This window comes from Belnapia sp. AC561 (assembly GCF_979252845.1).
This window is the reverse complement of the sequence record NZ_CEEDBP010000033.1, coordinates 1-19883: the sequence shown is the minus strand read 5'-3', so window position 1 is coordinate 19883 and position 19883 is coordinate 1. Positions and strand designations below refer to the sequence as shown.

The 19883-nt window shown below is 65.5% G+C and carries 20 protein-coding genes and 1 tRNA gene; 12 read left to right on the top strand and 9 right to left on the bottom strand.

Annotated elements, in window-relative coordinates:
• Window positions 1–70 precede the first annotated feature (70 nt).
• Complete coding sequence (locus tag AC0IW9_RS22500; RefSeq protein ID WP_471650544.1) at window positions 71–1003, bottom strand: hypothetical protein; 933 nt, start codon at window positions 1001–1003, stop codon at window positions 71–73.
• Between the two features lie 79 nt (window positions 1004–1082).
• Window positions 1083–1286 carry a 30S ribosomal protein S21 gene (gene rpsU, locus AC0IW9_RS22495; protein WP_007006360.1) on the bottom strand — a complete coding sequence of 68 codons (204 nt, stop codon included), beginning with the start codon at window positions 1284–1286 and terminating at the stop codon, window positions 1083–1085.
• 217 nt (window positions 1287–1503) lie between these two features.
• On the opposite strand from rpsU, the gene def reads away from it, so the two are divergent.
• The 6 genes from def to bfr all read left to right on the top strand — a co-directional run bounded on the left by def (window position 1504) and on the right by bfr (window position 5384).
• Complete coding sequence (def, locus tag AC0IW9_RS22490) at window positions 1504–2007, top strand: peptide deformylase (protein ID WP_471650543.1); 504 nt, start codon at window positions 1504–1506, stop codon at window positions 2005–2007.
• Window positions 2004–2582 carry a COQ9 family protein gene (locus tag AC0IW9_RS22485; RefSeq protein WP_471650542.1) on the top strand — a complete coding sequence of 193 codons (579 nt, stop codon included), beginning with the start codon at window positions 2004–2006 and terminating at the stop codon, window positions 2580–2582. Before def ends, AC0IW9_RS22485 begins: the two co-directional genes overlap by 4 nt.
• Window positions 2583–2635: 53 nt before the next feature.
• Window positions 2636–3424, top strand: a complete 789-nt coding sequence (locus tag AC0IW9_RS22480; protein ID WP_471650541.1) for an HpcH/HpaI aldolase family protein — start codon at window positions 2636–2638, stop codon at window positions 3422–3424.
• A gap of 131 nt (window positions 3425–3555) precedes the next feature.
• On the top strand, window positions 3556–4596 hold the full coding sequence (locus tag AC0IW9_RS22475; RefSeq protein WP_471650540.1) for an extracellular solute-binding protein: 1041 nt from the start codon (window positions 3556–3558) through the stop codon (window positions 4594–4596).
• Between the two features lie 19 nt (window positions 4597–4615).
• The gene (locus AC0IW9_RS22470) at window positions 4616–4810 is read left to right on the top strand and encodes a (2Fe-2S)-binding protein (protein WP_471650539.1); all 195 of its coding nucleotides are present in this window, start codon (window positions 4616–4618) and stop codon (window positions 4808–4810) included.
• A gap of 88 nt (window positions 4811–4898) precedes the next feature.
• On the top strand, window positions 4899–5384 hold the full coding sequence (gene bfr, locus AC0IW9_RS22465) for a bacterioferritin (protein ID WP_471650538.1): 486 nt from the start codon (window positions 4899–4901) through the stop codon (window positions 5382–5384).
• A gap of 7 nt (window positions 5385–5391) precedes the next feature.
• On the opposite strand, the gene AC0IW9_RS22460 is transcribed toward bfr, so the two are convergent.
• From AC0IW9_RS22460 to AC0IW9_RS22445, 4 genes are all read right to left on the bottom strand, one after another.
• Window positions 5392–5769 (bottom strand): response regulator, encoded by a 378-nt coding sequence (locus AC0IW9_RS22460; RefSeq protein WP_471650537.1) that lies wholly within the window; start codon window positions 5767–5769, stop codon window positions 5392–5394.
• On the bottom strand, window positions 5766–7316 hold the full coding sequence (locus tag AC0IW9_RS22455; protein ID WP_471650536.1) for a sensor histidine kinase: 1551 nt from the start codon (window positions 7314–7316) through the stop codon (window positions 5766–5768). Before AC0IW9_RS22455 ends, AC0IW9_RS22460 begins: the two co-directional genes overlap by 4 nt.
• A gap of 232 nt (window positions 7317–7548) precedes the next feature.
• Window positions 7549–9144 (bottom strand): ABC transporter permease, encoded by a 1596-nt coding sequence (locus tag AC0IW9_RS22450; protein ID WP_471650535.1) that lies wholly within the window; start codon window positions 9142–9144, stop codon window positions 7549–7551.
• 164 nt (window positions 9145–9308) lie between these two features.
• On the bottom strand, window positions 9309–9947 hold the full coding sequence (locus AC0IW9_RS22445) for a flavin reductase family protein (RefSeq protein WP_471650534.1): 639 nt from the start codon (window positions 9945–9947) through the stop codon (window positions 9309–9311).
• A 138-nt stretch (window positions 9948–10085) separates the two neighbouring features.
• Here AC0IW9_RS22445 and AC0IW9_RS22440 point away from each other — a divergent pair, with 138 nt between their 5' ends.
• The 4 genes from AC0IW9_RS22440 (at window position 10086) to AC0IW9_RS22425 (ending at window position 15013) form a co-directional block, all read left to right on the top strand.
• Window positions 10086–12404: a methyl-accepting chemotaxis protein gene (locus tag AC0IW9_RS22440; RefSeq protein ID WP_471650533.1), complete on the top strand. Its 2319-nt coding sequence runs from the start codon at window positions 10086–10088 to the stop codon at window positions 12402–12404.
• Window positions 12405–12461: 57 nt separating this feature from the next.
• Window positions 12462–13334: an MBL fold metallo-hydrolase gene (locus tag AC0IW9_RS22435; protein ID WP_471650532.1), complete on the top strand. Its 873-nt coding sequence runs from the start codon at window positions 12462–12464 to the stop codon at window positions 13332–13334.
• 114 nt (window positions 13335–13448) lie between these two features.
• Entirely contained in the window at window positions 13449–13865 is a 417-nt protein-coding gene (locus tag AC0IW9_RS22430) for a Zn-ribbon domain-containing OB-fold protein (protein WP_471650531.1), read from the top strand.
• Window positions 13865–15013 carry a thiolase C-terminal domain-containing protein gene (locus tag AC0IW9_RS22425; protein WP_471650530.1) on the top strand — a complete coding sequence of 383 codons (1149 nt, stop codon included), beginning with the start codon at window positions 13865–13867 and terminating at the stop codon, window positions 15011–15013. Before AC0IW9_RS22430 ends, AC0IW9_RS22425 begins: the two co-directional genes overlap by 1 nt.
• 231 nt (window positions 15014–15244) lie before the next feature.
• Here AC0IW9_RS22425 and AC0IW9_RS22420 read toward each other — a convergent pair.
• Window positions 15245–15319 (bottom strand) — tRNA-Val (locus tag AC0IW9_RS22420).
• 104 nt (window positions 15320–15423) lie between these two features.
• On the opposite strand from AC0IW9_RS22420, the gene AC0IW9_RS22415 reads away from it, so the two are divergent.
• Entirely contained in the window at window positions 15424–16308 is an 885-nt protein-coding gene (locus tag AC0IW9_RS22415; protein ID WP_471650529.1) for an N-formylglutamate amidohydrolase, read from the top strand.
• A 235-nt stretch (window positions 16309–16543) separates the two neighbouring features.
• Here AC0IW9_RS22415 and AC0IW9_RS22410 read toward each other — a convergent pair whose 3' ends face one another.
• Both AC0IW9_RS22410 and AC0IW9_RS22405 read right to left on the bottom strand, forming a co-directional pair.
• Window positions 16544–17671 (bottom strand): CaiB/BaiF CoA transferase family protein, encoded by a 1128-nt coding sequence (locus AC0IW9_RS22410; RefSeq protein WP_471650528.1) that lies wholly within the window; start codon window positions 17669–17671, stop codon window positions 16544–16546.
• Window positions 17672–17674: 3 nt separating this feature from the next.
• A complete protein-coding gene (locus AC0IW9_RS22405) occupies window positions 17675–18844 on the bottom strand; it encodes an acyl-CoA dehydrogenase family protein (protein WP_471650527.1) in 1170 nt (389 codons plus the stop codon).
• A 134-nt stretch (window positions 18845–18978) separates the two neighbouring features.
• On the opposite strand from AC0IW9_RS22405, the gene AC0IW9_RS22400 reads away from it, so the two are divergent.
• Window positions 18979–19883 (top strand): LysR family transcriptional regulator (locus AC0IW9_RS22400; RefSeq protein WP_471650526.1); only part of this gene is annotated, 905 nt, incomplete at its 3' end.

Here is a 19883-nt window from a genome sequence, read left to right as displayed (position 1 = left end):
CTCCCCTTTGCCAAGGCATACTGCGATGCCCGCTGGGCGGCTTGAAGCCCCCGCAGCCGGCAATCGCGCGCTATCGCAGCGTGGGGGCTGGCCAGTCCAACGCCGGCAGCGGGGCTTCGCGGACGAAGTTGGTCCAGGTCCGGCAATCCACCATCTGCCAGCCGGGATCGGGTGGCTCACCGAAGGCGATGGGTGGGCAGCGTCCGGAGTGGGCAAGGTGGTCCGCCATGGCGGTGCGGGCGGCGAGGTGGCCGCGCGGGCCGTTTTCCCAACGTTCCCAGCGGACCAGTCCCAGGCCGCGGGCGAACCAAAAGCGCTCAAGATGATCCGCGATGGCGATGGCGGTACCGCTGAAATGCTCGGAAACCAGCACCTCGGCCGGAGCGGTGGCGGTGTGGCCGTTGCTGGCCTCGCGCCAGGGTAGGTCTATGCGGGCGCTGCGCCAACGGGTGAGGCTCGGGTTGAGGCGGCTGGGGCAGACCTCCGGCCCGCTGGTGATATTCAGGCCGATGAGGCGCTGTTGCCAATCGGCGGTGAAGGGTGGGGTGGCAAGCAGCCAGCCGGCTTGGCACGTGGCGGATTGGAACCACTGCGGGGCACCAGATGCATCCTCCGTCATCGCGGCAGAGAGTTCGCCATTGGCCGGCAATGGGATGACTTGGCCGCCGTCGCCCGGGTCCTTGTGGCCGAAGGCACGGGGGGTATTGCCGAAGTCGAAGGTCTGGATTGCTGCGGGAGCGCCATGCAGGGTGCCAAGAAGTGAATCGCTGGCTTGGTAGCCGCGCGGCAGGGCATCGGCGGCGCCGGGCCAGTCATGCTTGCGATAGGGCAGTGGCTCCCCGGTGCGAAGGGAGCGGGTGCTGTCGCAGCCTGGCTCGAAGGGAAGGCGGCCTGGGAGGGGACTCCCGGCTTGGTCAAGACATGCGGACTGGATGACGTAGCTATCAGGCCTTGCCGGTTGGGCGGCAGCAGGAATGGCGGCCAGCAACCAGAGCCCCAACATGCAAAACCGCGGATCACGGGGAAGCCCGTGCCGCGGTTGCATGCTCATCGTCGTAACCCGGCTTGCGCCGCGTTTGTGCTCAGAAGCCTTCGCGTTCCAGCCGCTTGCGCTCAACTTTGCGGGCGCGACGGACAGCCTCTGCGGCTTCGCGGGCACGGCGCTCGGACGGCTTCTCATAGTGCCGGCGCAGCTTCATCTCGCGGAACACACCTTCGCGCTGCAGCTTCTTCTTGAGCGCCTTCAGCGCCTGATCGATGTTGTTGTCACGGACGACGACTTGCACGCGGCCCAACCTCCTGTGGCTTGGCGGAGAATACGGATCGCCGCATCAGAGGCGCAGCTTTAGGCGGCCCGGATAACCCGGACCACCTTCGCCATCCCCACCCTGATGCGGAGGGACCCTTCCTAACATAGGTGCCGGGGAGGGTGGAAGCCCCCTCCCGCATTCCAGGCCGCATGCCTACCTTGGCGAAGCAAATGCTGTGGCAGGGAGGCAGGACTTGGCTATTCTGAAGATTGCCCGCATGGGCCACCCGGTACTGCTGCGGGAAGCGGAGGCGGTGGATGATCCGACCCATCCAGAAATCCGCCGGCTGATCGCCGATATGGCGGAAACTATGCTGGATGCGGCCGGCATAGGCCTAGCGGCGCCTCAGGTACATGTTCCGCTGCGGCTTTTCGTCTGGCGCGGGCCGAATGGCGTGGCGGCGCTGGTGAACCCGGAACTGACGCCGATCACCGAGGAGACCGAGTCCGCCTGGGAGGGCTGCTTGTCGATTCCTGGGCTGCGTGGGTCCGTGTTGCGGCCCAAGCGCATCCGCTTCCGCGGATTGGATGCCGAGGGCGAGCCAGTGGAAGGCGAGGCGGAGGCCATGACCGCCCGGGTGATGCAGCACGAAACCGACCACTTGGACGGAATACTCTACCCGATGCGTATGCCGGATCTGTCCCTATTCGGCTTTACCGACGAGCTGGCCCGGGCGGCCGGGAGCCAGCCGCGATGAATGATGACAGTGCCATCCGTGATGCGGCGATCCGCGCTATGCTGCCCTTGGCCGGGGCGGAAGGCTGGAATGGGACTGTGATCCGGTCCGGGCTGGCGGCAGCCGGTGAAGATCCGGCGTTGGCCGAAAGCTGGTTTCCGACCGGTGCCCCCGGCGCGGTCGCGGCCTGGATCGACTTGGCCAACCGAGAGATGATTGACGCCGCGGCGGCAGAAGGCGTTGCCGGGCTACGGGTGCCGGCGCGGATTCGCCGCGTGGTGGAGCTGCGGTTGACCGCGGTGGCGCCGCACAAGGTCGCGCTTCGGCGGGCACTCAGCCTACTGGCAATCCCCTACAACCTTCCCGTCGCACTGCGGACCACAGCGGCGACAGTGGATGCCATGTGGCATGCTGCGGGCGATACTTCCGCCGATTTCTCTTGGTATACGCGGCGGGCGACCCTAGCCGGGGTCTATGGTACGACGCTGGCCTTTTGGATGCGGAACGACGACCCAGCGCTTGGCGAGGCAATGGAATTCCTTGACCGGCGGCTGGCTGGGGTGGCTCGGCTTGGCAGGCGCCGGCATGCTGCCTGATTGACGGCACGCCGGCCGCGTGGTGCGCTTGTCCCAACGAACGGGGAAGCGCCATGGCCATCGTGCCGAATCACGCCAAGCAGCGGCTGGCCGCTGGACAGTTCGCGCTCGGCTTCGGGGTCCATCATCTGCGCGGCAGCGCAGTCGGCATGATCGCCGCGGCCACCGGCTACGACTGGCTTTTCATCGACATGGAGCATGGTGCGGCCTCGGTGCAGGAGGCGACGCAGATTGCCATCGCTGCGCTGAACCAGGGCGTCACTCCTATCGTGCGCTGCTGCAAGGAGGCGCTCTTCGAGGGCACCCGGGCGCTCGACAATGGCGCCATGGGCGTTGTGGTGCCGCATGTGGATACCGCGGCCGAGGCCCGGATGGTGGCCGCGGCCTATCGCTTCCCGCCGCTTGGCACCCGGTCCTGGGGCGGTCCGCCTTTCGCCTACAACATGCAGCCGCCGAGCGCTGCTGAGGCGCAGGCCGAGCTTAACCACGACATCCTCGTCGCCTGCATGATCGAGACGCCGGAGGCGGTCGAGAATGCCGCCGCGATCGCGGCGGTACCGGGGATCGACGTGCTGCTGATCGGAACTTCGGACCTGACGGCCTCGCTGGGTATCGCCGGGCAGATCGGCCACCCGGATGTGCGGGCAGCCTACGCCAAGGTGGCGGCGGCCTGCATGGCGGCGGGCAAGGTGATGGGCATGGGCGGGGTCTACGATGAGACCTGGGCATCGGACTATATCAAGCTCGGGGCGCGGTTCGTGCTCAGCGGCTCGGATCATAATCTGCTGATGGCCGCGGCGGCCGGGCGGTCCAAGTTCCTGCGCGGGTTGCAGCCGAACTGAACCCAAGGGTTGCGCCGGATCAAGCTGCATAGCGCAAAGTTTGGCTATCGTTGCGCTGAGGGCTTCGAGAAGAACTTGCGAATGGTTCTCATTAGCCTTATCAATTGCCGAACCAGCTCGGAGTAGCCTGCATGCCCGCCTGTCCGCCGCGCCGCCTGTTCGGCCTTGCCGCTGCCGCCTTGCTGGCTTGCGGCATCCGTCCCGCCGCGGCGGCGGAGGAGGTCAACCTCTATTCCTCCCGTCACTATGACTCGGACCGCAAGCTCTACGACGCCTTCACCAAGGAAACCGGAATCCGGGTACGGCTGGTCGAGGGCGATGCCGATCAGCTCATCGAACGCATCCGCAACGAGGGTGCCAATAGCCCGGCCGATGTCTTCATCACTGTCGATGCCGCCCGGCTGGCCCGCGCCGCCAACGCCGGCGTACTGGCGCCTTTCCGATCGGCCGTGATCGAGGCGCGTATTCCTGCTGGGCTGCGTGACCCGGAAGGGATGTGGTTCGCTGTCTCCAAGCGCGCCCGCGTCGTGATGTATGATCGGGAACGGGGCGTTCCGGTGGGGCTGACACGCTACGAGGACCTGGCTGATCCCCGCTTCAAGGGGCAGATCTGCGTCCGCAGCTCCAATCATCCCTATAACACCAGCCTCGGCGCCTCCATCCTGGCCGCCGATGGGGCAGAGGGGACTGAGGCCTGGGCACGAGGCTTCGCCGCTAATTTGGCGCGACCGCCGCAGGGTGGCGACCGGGACCAGTTTCGCGCCATCCCGGCAGGCCAGTGCCAGCTTGCCATCGCCAATACCTATTATCTCGCTGCCATCGGCGCGTCCGAGCGGCCCGAAGACAAGGCGCTATTCGCGCGGATCGGGGTGATCTTCCCGAACCAGGGAGCTGGCGACCGGGGAACGCACGTGAATATCTCCGGCGCCGGGCTGGTGAAGACTGCGCCGAACCGGGCGGCTGCGACCCGCTTCCTGGAATATCTCACGGGTGATGCGGCACAGGCGATGTTTGCCCTGGGTAATATGGAATACCCCGCCGTGGCCGAGGCGCCGTTGCATCCGGCGCTGGCTGCCATGGGCAGCTTCCGGCCGGAAGCGGTAGACGCGGAAAAAACCAATGCGAATGCCACGCAGGCGCTGCAGATCATGCAGCGTGCCGGCTGGCGCTGAGCGGGCGGGAGACAATCCGATGATCCTTTGTCTCTGCAATGCTCTCAGCGACAAGCAGCTGGCGGATGCCGTGGCACAAGGCGCTCGTAAACCCCGCGACGTCTATGCCCATTGCGCCTGCAAGGCGCAGTGCGGCACCTGCACGCGGGCGATCCTGGGCATGATCCGGGACCTGGCCTCGCCCGGTACGGCAGCGCAATCTCAGGCTTCCTGAACCTTCAATCTGCTATACAGCCGTACGCCACGGGCCCGATTGGCCCGTGGTTCAATTCGTACCGGCGCCGCCGTGAAAGCTGACCCCGATGAAAGCCGACCCCAAGGTCATCGAGCATCTGAATACCCAGCTGACCAACGAGCTGACCGCGATCAACCAGTATTTCCTGCATGCCCGGGTACTGCGCCACTGGGGCGTGACCAAGCTCGGCGAACATGAATACAAGGAATCGATCGAGGAGATGCGCCATGCCGATTGGCTGATCGAGCGCATTCTGTTCCTCGGCGGATTGCCCAATGTGCAGCGTCTGAATCAGGTGTTGGTTGGGCAGACGGTGGAGGAGATCCTACGGGCTGACCTCGCATTGGAAGACAAGGCGACGGCGGATCTGCGCGAGGGCATCGTCTATGCCGAGAGCGTGCGCGATTTCGTTTCGCGCGACCTGCTGCTCAAGATCCTGGCGAATGAGGAGGAGCACGTGGACTTCCTCGACCGTCAGTTTGACCTCATCAAGCTGATCGGGATCGAGCGCTACATCCTCCTGAACAGCGCTGCTGCCCCCGACCAGGAATAGCAACGCTTCAAGCCTGGCCAGCGACGCTGCGAAGGGCGGTGATGAGCCGCCCTAGCTCGATTGGCTTGGTTAGCAGTTGCAGCGGGGCGCTGCCGTCGTGCAGGCCGGCGCTGCCGCCGGCCGGGGGAAAGCCGGTCATGACGACGACCGGCAGATCCGGTCGGCTGGCGCGTAGGCGGGCAATCAATTCCCGCCCGTCGAGCCGAGGCATACGGAGGTCAGTCAGCAATACGTCGAAACCTGCACCGGCGGAGAAAAGCTCCATCGCTGCCTCGCCGTCGCGGGCAGGCAAGACATCGAAGCCGGCATCGACCAAGCCTTCTTCGATCACCTCGGCGGCCAGCCATTCATCCTCGGCCATCAGGATGCGCAGGCGGTTCATCATGCCGGATGCTCCTCTGGCTGTCCGGCAAGCGGCAGTGCGACCTGGAAGACTGCCCCGGCGCCGCGATTCAACCAACCGAGCCGGCCTCCCATGCTGCGCAGGATGCCTGCGGCGATCGGTAGCCCGAGGCCCGTGCCCTCACCCGGATCCTTGGTCGTCACGAAAGGTTCCAGAATGCGGGAGCCCAAGGCGGCTGGGATGCCGCCGCCAGTATCCTGCACCGACAAGGTGATCTGCTCCGGCTGCGGACCCACATCGAGACTGACCTGAATTTGGGCTGGCGCATCCGGTTCGCTTCGTCGGCGGCGCAGGACGGCATCCTTGGCATTCTCCAGAAGGTTGAGCAACGCCTGTTCGAATTGCGCGGCATGGCCATGCAGTGGCACCGTATGCTGCGCCTTGAAGGTGATTTCGACCCGATCCAGAGCCCAGGCGCGGCGGGCAACCTCCACGGCGGCACTGGCAGCAGCAGCAGCGTCGAAGGTGCCGGCCTCGCTGGGGGTATCCCATGCCAACTCCCGCATCCGCTCCAGCAGGGCACCGAGCCGCCTGGTCTGGCCGAGAATGACGCCGATCGCCTTGCGCGGGCGATCAGCAGCAGCATCCATGGTGGCGCGGGCGCGATCGGCCCAGAGGCTGATGATGTTGACAGGCTGGCTCATCTCATGCGCGACGCCGGCGCACATGGCACCGATGGTGGCGCGACGGGCGGTCTCGATCAGATCGGCCTGTAGGCGCCGTAACTCGGTTACGTCGCGCAGGCTGCCAAGAAGGCGCTGTGGCTCACCCACCACCACCGGCAAGGGGACCAAGACGGTGTGCCAGAAGCGGGTGCCCTGTCCACCAGTGACGGCGCTTTCCCAATCCCGCACGCTGCCAGCGGCGAGGGTCGCTGCGAAAGCTGCAAGCAGTTCATCGGCAGCCGCATCTTCCAACAATTGCCTGGGGCTGCTGCCTTCAATCGCGTCTCGTGGAGTTTCGAACAGCTTGCAGAAGCTGGGATTCACCGTTTCGAAGACGAAGGTGCCGGCCTCGGCGCGGACTACGAATAGGGCATCGGCCAGATGTTCGAAGAAGCCGGCGAGCCGGGTTTCGCTGCGCCGGCTGCGAGCCTCGGCCTCGCGCCGTTCGGCAATCTCGCTGGAAAGGGCGGCATTGGCTGCGGCCAGGGTGGCGGCCGAAGGCAGTGCCAAGACCCGAGGCAACAGAGGCCAGAGTGCGATCGCGGTTGCGACGGAAACGACGGCGGTGACTGCTTTGACGGCACCCTGGATCCCATAATCTGGATTCCAAAGGGTCCAGATCGACATGAAATGCGTGGCACCGCAGGCCAAGATGAAGACGGCAAAGAGTTCGATCGCCCAGGGGAAAATCAGATCGCGGCGACGCAGCGCTATGATCATCAGAACGATGGGAATCGACCAATAGGCCAGGCCGGTCAGCGCATCGGAGATGAGGTGCAGCCACATGAGCTCAGGACGCCAGAGCAGGCATACCCCGTGCGGAGCCAGGGCTTCGGTATCAAAAAAGGTCGCCAGATTGGGCATGGAATCTTGCACCACCGCTCAGTACAGGCTGCTGGAACGTCTCAGATTGCTTGAACCCCATAGGTGGGTACAACCTTAACGTGAATGAAGAAGCGAAACGAACGCATTGGCTTTAGCGAGATCAAGAGTGAGTGCGTCGCCATGGATAGTATCGTTGGCTGAGGAACACGAACTGGAATGGTCGTCAATCGATCCATTTCGCGAGCTTGATTGCCGTCCTTGTTGATTGCTGTCAGGGCCGTCGCATCGCGCGGGTCAGGGCGAGGACCGGAAGCAGGCCGGTGGCGACGATCAGAAGAGCAGCGGTGCTCGATTCGGCCAACCTTTCATCAGCCGCAAGACCGTGCACGCGAACCGCCAATGTATCGAAGTCGAAGGGGCGGATGATGAGCGTAGCAGGCAATTCCTTCATGGTATCAACGAAAACCAACAAGAATGCAGTGAGCAGGCTGCCGCGCGCCATGGGTAGCTCCACCCGCAGCACGGCGGCGCCGGGCCGAGCACCGAGCACGCGTGCGGCTTCCCTGAGGCTGGGACGGATGCGAGCAAGGCCGGCTTCAACAGCGGAGAGGGCAACGGCCAGGAAACGGACAAGGTAGGCAAAGAGTAAAGCGGCGATGCCACCTGAGAGCAGCAAACCGGTTGAGAGCCCGAAACGTGCTCGCATCCAGCCATCCAGTGCATTGTCAAAGAGGCCAAGCGGCACCAGCGTGCCGACTGCGATGACAGAGCCTGGAATGGCATAGCCTAGGCCGGCAACGCGCAACGCAGCTCGTTGAGCGGGGCGGGGATGCAGCCGCGCCGCCCAAGCCAACAGCCCGGCCAGCACCACGGCCAACCCGCCGGCGCAGGCGGCAAGCAGCAAGGAATTGCGGGCGAAGGGCAGGAAGCGGCCGGGCGCCAGCGGGTCCCCTACCTGGAGCATGAGCGTGAATAGCGCCCCTGCCGGAACCAGGAAGCCGAGAACCACCGGCATGAAGCAAACAGCGCAAGCCGCTGCTGCCCGCCAGCCATGCAGTCGGACCGGGCGAAGCGGAGGCTGGCGATTGGTAGTGGCATGGAAGCGCCGGCCGCCGCGGGTGAGCTGCTCCACCAGCAGCAATAGCGCCACCAACCCCATGAGGCAGGCCGCGAGCTGGCTGGCGGCGCCACGGTCGCCCAAGCCAAACCAAGCCTCGTAAAGCCCTGTCGTGAAGGTACGAAGGCCGAAATGCTGGACCGTGCCGAAATCCGCCAGGGTTTCCATCAGGACAAGGGCCACGCCGCCGACAATCGCTGGACGCGCCATGGGCAGGGCAAGGCGAAAGAAGCAGCCGGAGAGGGAATAACCAAGGGTACGCGAGGCTTCGACCAAGCAGACACTCTGTTGCTGGAAGGCGCTGCGGCAGAGCAGATAGACATAAGGGTAAAGCACCATGCCCAGCATTAGCGCCGCACCGGGCAGGCTGCGGATTTCGGGAAACCAATACTGGCCCCAGCGCAGGCCGGTCGCATCGCGCAAGGCTGATTGTACTGGACCAGCAACATCAAGCAGCCAGGTATAGGCATAGCCGCAGACATAGGCGGGCATGGCCATGGGCAGCAGCAGCGCGATTTCCAGCAGGCGATGGCCCGGAAAACGGCAGGCGGTGACCAGCCAGGCGGCAAGGGCGCCCGCCGAGGCGGTCAGCAGTCCGACCAGCAGGGCGAGTAGGGCTGAATTTGTCAGCATCTCCGGCAAGGTCGTGCTGGCAATATGACGCCAGACAGCCCCGGCCGGGACGGCGGCGGCGATGAGGACGGCCACCAGCGGCGCGGCGATCAATCCGGCGAAAGGCAGCGAAAGCATGGCCCAGGCCGGAGCGCGCACGGCCCTGGCGCGGGGCAGCCGTGGGGCGGGGCGAAGCGCCGATCCCGGAGCTTGGCCGGCGGCTTGGGGGGCACCTGACATCTGCGAATGCGTCTCAGGCGGCTGCTAGCATGGAAGGACCGAAAGTGGAATGCGCAGCCGCGCTATTCCGCCGCCTTCTTGGCTTCCCATTCCGCCAGCGACAAGCGTGGGACCTCGATCCGGTCGGTGGTGCGGGCATACCAGCCACGGCCATGCATGCGGCCAACCAGATTCATCTTCGGGGTATCGACGTAGCATTTGGCCGCGTCCAGCACGCAGTCGTCGGCGATATGCACGGCGACGACGCGGCCGAGGACGATGGTGTGCTCCCCGGCGGGGACGAGCTGGTAGGTGACGCATTCGAGCGCCACCGGGCTCTCGGCGATGCGCGGCGGCTTAACCTTGGATGAGGGGAGGCGGGTCAGCCCAGCCTCGGCGATCTCGTCGACACCAGGCTCGAAATCGACTGCGGTCGCATTCATCTGGTGGACCGCCGTCTCTGGCACCAGGCAGATGACGAACTCACCGGTGGCGCGGATATTCGCCGCGGTGTCCTTCAGCGCATCCGGGGCCTTGGGACCGCAGCCGATCCCGACGACGACGGGATTGGATGAAAAGGCATTGAAGAAGGAATAGGGCGCGGCATTGGTGACGCCTTCCGCATCTTGCGTCACGACCCAGGCAATGGGTCGGGGGACGACCGAAGAGACCACCAGCTTGTAGCAATCCTGCGGTGACAACGTCTCGAAGTCGAAGAGCATCGGTGGCGTCCTTGTGGGATGGCACGAGTGGCCAGGTAGGGCTTACGGACGTTGGCCTGCGGCGGCGTGGCTGTCGAGTAGCCGTTTGCCGCTTGTTAAAGCCGGCAGGTGCATGGTCAGGAGCTCAGGAGAACAACCATGCGCCCTTTCCGAGATCTGTCAGTCGGCCGAAAATTGGCCGCCAGCGTCATCCTCGCCGTGCTGCTGCTGGGAGGCATGGTCTGGATGGTCAGCCTCAACCTCAATATCGTGCAGGAACAGCAGATGGCGGAGCGCGCGGCGGTCGCCGCCCAACTCGCCGCACAACGGGGGGCGACTCATGTGGGCCGCACCGCGACGGCCCTGCGCGAGGTACTGATGTCGCAGACGGACAATGCGGCGAATGACCATGGCGGCCGCATGCTGACCGAGGCGCAGGCGTCGAAGGTGGCACTGGAAGCGGCGCTGGCGCTGGCGCCGACGCCTGCGATACGGGATCGGCTGGCACAGGCACTGCAGGCACTGGAGGAATACGGCACCTCGGCACAGGAGCAGGCGGGACTACGCAAACAGCTCATCAACGAACGCGACGAGACCTTCGCGCGTACCAGTTCGAACTATGACCAAGCCTACGAGGCGGTCTCCAGCATGATGGAGCTGGATGTCCCGCCGGAGGCACGGGAGGATGCGCGGCAGCGGCTGGCCGTCTTCCATGCCGCGGTAAATGAAGTGCGGCTGGGCGCGCAGCGCTTCCTGGCAACCGGAGAAGAAGGCCAGGCGCGGCGGGTGCGGCGTGCCGCGGCGCAACTGCGCGTGCATCAGCGGGCAGTGGGCTCTATCCCTGTAGCGCCGACGGCGACGAGCGATCTACGGCGGATCACCGCCATTGCCGCTGACTTGGCGCAATCCGCCAGCCGGGTGGTTCAGCTCGCGGAAGCTGCGATCATGGCGCGAACTCAGCGTAGCACCCCGGCCCGGGAGCGCCTGGAGACCAGCGTGAATGAGGTGCAGGCTCTATTGACCAGCGAGGCGACGGCGCGGGCGGCAGCAAGCGCGGCCAGTGGCGAGGCGTTGGAGGAGAGCGTCCTGTGGATTGGCGGCGCGGTAGCACTGCTGTTGGTGCTATCCGGTTGGATAAATGCCCGGGCGATCGGCACTCCGCTGCGGCGGCTGGTGGGTACCATCAGGGCGATCGCCAGCGGAGATGCCGATGTAACCGTGCCCGACCAGGGCCGCAAAGATGAGATCGGCAGCATTGCCGAAGCACTGGAGGACTTGCGCGGGACGGTGCAGCGGGCCTTCGCCCAGCAACAGATGCTGGAACAAATGCCAATCGCTGTCATGACGGCCGATCCGAATAATGAGTTCCGTGTCACGAGTATGAACCCGGCCAGCCAGGCATTGCTCGGCAGCATCGAACACCTTTTGCCCTGTTCCGTCGACTCGATGCCTGGCCAGAGCATCGACATACTGCACAGGAATCCGTCGCATCAGCGGGCCATTCTCTCCGACCCACAGCGCCTACCGCACAAGTCCCGCATTAGGCTGGGCGACGAGGTGATCGATCTGGCCATTAGTGCGATCCGCGACGCCAATGGTGCCTATGTCAGCACCATGTTGGTCTGGTCCATGGCTACGGCTCAGGCGCGGCTCGCGGACCAGTTCGAGGCTGACATCGGCGGCGTGGTGCAGGCCGTGGCGTCAGCGGCGGCGCAGGTCCAGGACGCGGCCCAGGCCCTGACCGGCACCGCCGCAACCAGCGACCGGGAGGCGGAGGCGGTGGCGGAAGCCGGCAACCGGGCGGGGGCGGATGTGCAGGCCGTGGCGGCCAGTGCCGAGGAACTGGCGACCAGCGTTGCCGAGATCAGCCGCCAAGTGGCAGAGGGCGCAACGGTGGCACGGGCAGCGGCCGCCGAGGCGCGGGCCACGGATGAAACTGTGCAAGGCTTGGCCCTGGCAGCCCAAAAGATCGGCGACGTCGTTCGGCTGATCGGCGATATCGCTGGCCAGACCAACCTGCTCGCCCTGAATGCGACCATCGAGGCAGCGCGGGCGGGCGAGGCCGGCAAGGGCTTTGCCGTGGTGGCCAGCGAAGTCAAGGCGCTGGCCGGGCAGACCGCCAAGGCGACGGAGGAAATCTCCACCCAGATCGGTGCCATCCAGTCAGCGACCGGAAATGCCGTGACGGCTCTGCGGTCGATCGGCGGGACCATCGAGCGGATCAATGAGGTGACCACGGCGATTGCTGCCGCGGTCGAGCAACAGGGCAGCGCGACCCAGGAGATTGCCCGCAGCGCCACCCAAGTGGCGGAGGGTACTTCGGCCGTCGCCTTGCGGATCCAGGACGTGCAGCGGGCGGCGCGGGAGACGGGTGAAGCTTCAGCAGGCCTTCTGGGTGCAGCGGAAGGTCTCTCAGGCTATGCCGGGACGTTGCGGGATCGGGCCGGAAGCTTCCTGGTTAATATTCGCCGGGCATAGCCGGCCGCGTACGGGCGGATTAGCCTTCGCGCCTTCCGGAGGAGGCGCGAAAAGCCCATGAGCATCCCGACCCAACAGGTGGCGGCAGTCTATCATCGCCGCATCGGCGACATCACCATCACCGCCATCGGCGATGGCCATCTGGACGGCTCCATGGCCGTTATCCAGAACATCCCGGCGGAGGAAGCAGCACAGCTGCTACGCGATGCCTTCCGCCCGGTGCCGCGGCGGACGGCGGTGAATACCTTCCTGATCCATTCCGGCGGACGGACCGCACTGGTTGATACCGGATGTGGCCCGGCGATGGCGGCGACCGGCGGCAAGCTATTCCAAAACCTAACCGCCGCGGGCGTGGACCCAAGCAGCATCGATACGGTCCTGCTGACCCACATGCATCCCGATCATTCCAACGGGCTTGCAAATGACGGCAAGGCGCTATTTCCGAACGCGGAACTGGTAATGCACGCGGCCGAAATGGCGTACTGGCATGATGATGCAGCCATGTCCCGAGCGGATGAAATGGGTCGGCAACGTAACTTCCAGGCGGCGCGAGATCAGGCGGCACCTTATCGGGGCCGAACCCGAACCTTCACCGGCGGCGAAGTCTTCCCCGGGGTGACCGCTATGCCCTTCCCCGGGCATACGCCAGGTCACAGCGGCTATCTATTGGCGTCTGGCAAGGAAAGCTTGCTGATCTGGGGCGACATCATCCATGTCCCGGAAATCCAGGTACCGCGGCCGGAGGTGACCATGGCCTTCGACGTGGACCCGGTGCAGGCAGCCGCGACGCGGCGGCGGGTCTTCGACATGGTGGCGACGGATGGACTGGCGACGGCCGGGATGCATATGCATTTTCCTGGCTTCCTCCATCTACTGCGCCACGGCGAGGGCTATGCCCTGCTGCCCGAAGCTTTCGCCACCGCGTTGTAGCGACCGCCTGGGGAGATGCGCCTCCCCAGGCTTCCCTTCCCCTGGGGTGGCCGGAGCCAGCTTGCCGTGGCAGGCTGCGCCGCGTCGCAACCGAACCACAGGAGGAACGCGGGCATGCTCTCACCCGATCGGCCGAAGCCGAAAGCCACGCCGGAAACCAAGCATTTCTGGGATGGCTGCAAGGACGGCAAGCTGCTGCTGCAGCGTTGCGGCGACACGGGCAAGGCCTATTTCCCGCCGCGCCCCTTCAGCCCCTATACCGGCACCCGCAACGTCGAGGTCTTCGAGGCCTCCGGCCGTGCGACCCTGCATAGCTACGTCATCCACCATCGGCCGGTGCCAGGCTTCACCCCACCCTATGCCATCGCGGTGGTCGAGTTGGAGGAAGGGCCGCGGATGATGACCAATATCATCGACTGCCCACAGACCCCTGAGGCGCTGGTGCTCGACATGCCCATGGAGGTCGCCTTCACGCCGCTGGACGACAGCATCACCTTGCCGCTGTTCCGGCCTGCGACGGAGTCCAAGTGATGATCGGTCGTGGAGAGATCGCCGTCGTCGGCGCCGCCGAATCGACGAAGATCGGCAAGGTGCCGGGCATGTCGCAGATCATGCTGCATGCCGATGCCGCGCTGAATGCCATGGCGGAATGCGGCCTGAAGCCGTCCGACATCGATGGTGTCGCCTGTGTCGGTCCGATGATGCCGCAGCAGATCGCGCATTACCTCGGCATCACCCCCAAGTGGGTGGATGGTACGGGTGTCGGCGGCTGTTCCTTCATGCTGCATGTCCGCCATGCCGCGGCGGCCATCCATGCCGGCTATGCCAAGACCATCCTCATCACCCATGGCGAGAGCGGCAATTCGCGGGTGAATGCGACGCCGCGGCCGCCGGAGCCGGAAAGCCTGAACGGGCAGTTCGAGGTGCCCTACGGCCCCTTCGGCCCACCGACGCTGTTTCCCATTCCGGTGCTGCGCTACATGAAGGCGCGCGGCTATACGCACGAGGACTTGGCCATGGTCTCCGTCGTGACACGCGAATGGGCGGGCAAGAATCCGCGCGCCATGTTCCGGGATCCGATCACGGTCGATGACGTGCTTGGCAGCCGGATGATCGCCTATCCCTTCCGCATCCTGCAGTGCTGCCTGGTGACGGATGGCGGCGGTGCGCTGATCCTGACCAGCAGCGACCGGGCGAAGGATTTTCCGACGAAGCCGGTCTATATCCTTGGCAGCGGCGAATCGGTCGAGACCAACATGGTCTCGCAGATGGAGGACTTCACCTCGTCCCGCGCCTTCCGCGTTGCCGGGCCGACTGCCATCGAGGCAGCGGGCATCGACCGGAAGGACGTGGATCACATGATGATCTACGATGCTTTTGCCCACCTGCCGTTGTACGGCTTGGAAGACCTGGGCTTCTGCAAGCCTGGCGAGGCGGCGGGCTTCATCAATGAGGGGAATACGCGGCCGGGCGGCAAGCTGCCGCTGAACACCAATGGCGGTGGGCTGAGCTACACCCATACGGGCATGTACGGCATGTTTGCCCTGCAGGAGAGCATCCGGCAGATGCGTGGCACCGCGCCGGCGCAGGTGGCGGGGGCGAAGGTCTCTGTCTGCCATGGTGTCGGCGGCATGTTCAGCGCGAGCGGGACTGTGGTCTTCTCGAACGAGCGACCCTGAGCGGAGCGGGCGGCACTACGGTGCCGCCCCTCTTTCGATAAAGAGGTATTTAATCTAAATTCAAAATACTATTCTTGCGTGCAGCAAAATAATCGCTCACTCCGCATTCAATGCAAGTATTTAAGCAATTTGATATATTTGAAATATAGCAATACCTGTGCAAGGCAGGTACAGATGCTTTAAATGCACAAATGCTATGCGGAAGCGAAATTCTCATCATTCTTGAAAGAATGGTGGGCGCAACAGGGATTGAACCTGTGACCCCTACCGTGTCAAGGTAGTGCTCTACCGCTGAGCTATGCGCCCACGCTCGCGGAGCGGCTGTTTAGCCCGCCCGTCGCTCCGGGGCAAGCCACTCTCGCCGAGAAAAGGTGACAGTTATCGGCACCTGTGGCTTGATCGGGGCGCCGATGGATCTTCCCTTGAACCTCAATGCCGTGCCGCCGCTCGATGCCATGCCTCCGCCCTATTGGCTGGCCAGGCCTGAGGTCCATGGGGTACCGGTCATCTTCGCCTCACCACATTCGGGGCGTGCCTATCCTGCCGATTTCGTTGCCACCGCCCGCCTGGACCCGGTCGCGTTGCGAAAGTCGGAGGATGGCTTCGTGGACGAACTCTTCGCTGCCGCACCCGAGCATGGGACGCCATTGCTGGCAGCCACCTTCCCACGGGTTTTCTGCGACGTGAACCGGGAGCCTTGGGAACTCGACCCTGGGATGTTCGACGGGCCGCTGCCCCCCTGGGTCAATACGGCCAGCCCACGGGTCGGTGCCGGGCTTGGCACCATCGCCCGCGTGGTGGCGACAGGCGAGCCGGTCTATCGGCACAAATTGCGCTTCGAGGAAGCGGAGGACCGCATCCGTCGGTATTGGCAGCCCTATCATGCGGCGCTGGCAGCCCTGATCGCGGAAACCCGGGCCGAATTCGGTACCTGTCTGCTGATCGACTGCCATTCCATGCCGACCCATCCGGCACAAGCAGCCGCACCGCCCGATTTCGTGCTGGGGGACGCACATGGCACCGCCTGCGCGCCCAAGGCGACGCGACTGGTCGAGGAAGTCCTGCTGGGCATGGGGTACCGGGTGCGGCGGAACGACCCGTATGCCGGCGGATATGTCACCCGGCATTACGGCCGGCCGCGCGAAGGCGTGCATGCCCTCCAGATCGAAATCGCCCGGCCGCTGTACATGGACGAGGCCAGGATCGAACGACTGCCGCGCATGGCACATTTGCAAGCGGATCTAACCAGGCTCATCGCAACCCTGGCCGCAGCGGATTGGCGTTTCCTGCGCTGAGCCGCGCTAGTTGAATGGCATCGCCGCCAGCCACCTTGGACGGCAGACAAAAAAAGGGCGGTGGCTTGCGCCACCGCCGAGTTTAGGGAGGAAACGTCCAAGAAAGACAGACAACCCGGCAACCGCCGTGTTGCTGCGATGCACAATCTAGGTCCGGCGCGGACGTTTGGCAAGTGCTATTTTGCAGTGCAGCATTTCCTTGAGCGCATGGGTCCCGTAAGGCTGCACCGGACGCTCAGGCCCCGAATTCGGCACGGATGGCGGCGCTATGCTGGCCGAGGGAGGGCACCGGCCCCAGGTTACGGGCACCATCCGAAAGCCGGGCAGGCGGCGCGCCAATGGCGATCGGGCCTTTCTCCGTCTCAACTGTGACGCGTCGGAGAGCTGGGTGGTCCCGCAGCCCTTCGCAATCGTTCACGAAGCCATAGGCGACATTGGCCCGCCGCAACTTGGCGGCACAGGCATCGCGATCCAGCTTGGCAAACATCCGGCCGATATGCGCATCGACCATCGGCCGGTGCGCCACCCGCTCGTTGTTCGAGCGGAAGCCTTCCTGCTTCGGCAAGTCCCGTTCATCCAGGAAATGCTCGGAGAAGCTGGCCCATTCGCGCTCGTTCTGGATGGCGATGAGGACGAGCTGGGCGTCCTTGGTCTCGAAGGCGCCATAGGGGCAAATGGAAGGATGCGCCAAGCCGATGCGCGGCGGCGTCTTGCCCGTGCCCTCGTATTGCAGCAACGGCACCGTCATCCAATCGGCCATGCCGTCAAACAGCGAGACGGCGATGCCCTTGCCGCGGCCGGTGATGCCGCGCTCGATCAGCGCCTCCAGCACCGCTGCGTGGCTGTGCATGCCGCAGGCGATGTCACAGGCGGAGACGCCGACGCGGCCCGGCCCTTCGGCCCGGCCGGTGATGGCGGCGAGGCCGGTTTCGGCCTGGACCAGCAGGTCATAGGCCTTCATCGAGGCGTATTCGCCCTCATCGCCGTAGCCGGAGATGTCGACGGTGATCAGCCGCGGATATTTCTCCCGCAGCTGGGCGCTGCCGAAGCCGGCCCGGCCCATGGCGCCGGGGGCAAGGTTCTGGATGAAAACGTCGGCCTTGGCGACCAGCGCCTCCAGGATCGCCTTGTCGCCGGGCGCCTTGATATCCAGGCAGACGCTTTCCTTGCCGCGGTTCAGCCAGACGAAGTAGCTGGACTGGCCGAGGGCGACGGCATCATAGGCGCGGGCGAAGTCACCCTCCGGCCGCTCGATCTTGATGACCCGGGCGCCGGCATCGGCGAGGCGGCTGGCGCAATAGGGCGCGGCAACCGCCTGCTCCATCGAGACGACGAGCAGGCCCTTCAGCGGTTGGCTCGCCATGGCTCAGTAGCTCCGCGGCATGCCGAGCACGTGCTCGCCGACGTAGGAGAGGATGAGGTTGGTGCTGATCGGTGCCACCTGATAGAGCCGCGCCTCGCGGTACTTGCGCTCGACGTCGTATTCCTCGGCGAAGCCGAAGCCGCCGAAGGTCTGGATGGCGGCCTCGCCGGCGGCCCAGGCGGCATCGGCGCAGAGCATCTTGCCCATGTTGGCCTCCTCGCCGCAGGGCTGGCCGGCCTCGAACTTGGCGAGGCCCAGCCGCAGCAGCGCCTCGGCGGCGCGCATCTGGGCATAGGCCTTGGCGATGGGGAACTGGACGCCCTGGTTCTGCCCGATCGGCCGGCCGAAGAGCACGCGCTCCTTGCTGTAGTCCACCGCCTTCTTGATGAACCACTTGGCGTCGCCGATGCTCTCGGAGGAGATCAGCAGCCGCTCGGCGTTCATGCCGTCCAGGATGTAGCGGAAGCCCTTGCCTTCGATGCCGACCAGGTTCTCGGCCGGGACCTCCATGTTGTCGAAGAAGACCTCGGTGGTGTTGTGGTTCATCATCGTGCGGATGGGGCGGATGGTAAGGCCGCGGCCCAGCGCCGACTTCATGTCGACGATGAAGGTCGAGAGCCCATCGGTCTTCTTCGCCACCTCGCCGCGCGGCGTGGTGCGGGCCAGCAGCAGCATCAGGTCGGAATGCTCGGCGCGGGAGGTCCAGATCTTCTGGCCGTTGACGATGTACTTGTCGCCTTCCTTCTTGGCGAAGGTGCGCAGCGCGGTGGTATCGGTGCCGCTGGTCGGCTCGGTCACGCCGAAGGCCTGCAGGCGAAGCTCGCCGGTGGCGATCTTCGGCAGGTAGCGCTTCTTCTGGTCCGGGCTGCCGTGCTTCAGGATGGTGCCCATGATGTACATCTGGGCGTGGCAGGCGCCGGCATTGCCGCCGGAGCGATGGATCTCCTCGAGGATCGCCGCGGCCGCCGAGAGCGGCAGACCGGCGCCGCCGAACTCCTCGGGGATCAGCGCACCCAAATAGCCGGCTTCGGTCAGGGCGGTGACGAAGGCGGTCGGATAGGCACGGTCACGGTCCACTTGGCGCCAATACTCGCCGGGGAAGCGGGCGCAGAGCTTGCCGACTTCCTCGCGGATCTCGGCATGCGGATCGGCGGTGACGATTTGCTGGTCCATGGTGTGTCCTCCGGGACTCGGGATTAGGGCGGGGCCACCCTGGTGGCAAGGCGGCGCACCTTGGGCCCTTCGCAGGCATCGAGGAATTCGAAAACACCGATACCACCCATAACAGGTTGCTATACCTTGGCCCCATGGACCTGAAGCAGCTCCGCACCTTCCGCGAAGTGGCCGAGGCCGGCTCGCTCAGCCGGGCGGCGGACCGGCTGCATCTGGCGCAGCCCGCGCTGTCCCGGCAGATCCGGCTGCTGGAGGAGGAGGTCGGCGTGCCGTTGTTCGCCCGGCACGGCCGTGGGATGCAACTGACCGAGGCCGGCATCGCGCTGCTGGACCGCATCGACGGCCCGGTTCGCCAGCTTGAGGGGGCCATCGCCGAGGTCCGCAGCCTGGCCGGCGCCGTCAGTGGTCAGGTGGCACTCGGGATGATGCCGACCATCGCCTCGGTCCTGGCCGGGCCGCTGGCACGGCGGGTGGCGCTGGAACATGCCGGCATCTCGCTGCGGATCGTCGAGGGCTATACCGGCCACCTGATCGAATGGGTCCAGCGCGGGGTGACCGACGCGACCTTGCTCTATGGCCCGGCACCGGCGCTGCACCTGCGGGTCACGCCGCTGCTGATCGAGGAGATGGTGCTGGTCGGCGCAAAGGAGAGCGGAATCGGGCCGCAACCGGTGCCCTTTGCCGATCTTGCCGGCCAGCGACTGGTGCTGCCGAGCCGCCAGCATGGCCTGCGCCGCATCGTCGAAGCGGCGGCTGGACGGGCCGGCATCGCCCTGAACGTCGCCTTCGAGGCCGACAGCTTCGGGGTGCTGAAAGAGTTGGTGGAAAGCGGCCTGGGCCAGGCAGTGCTGCCGCGCTCGGCCATCCGGGCGGAGGAAGCGGCCAGACGGCTGCGGGTGGCGCCACTGGTCCGGCCAGTGCCACGGCGGGAGGTGGTGCTGGCGCTGCCGCCGGACCGGGTGGCATCGCGCGCCGTGACCGTGGTTTTGGGGCTGCTGGAGCAGGAGGTGGGGTTGCGGGCGGCGGCGGGGGATTGGCG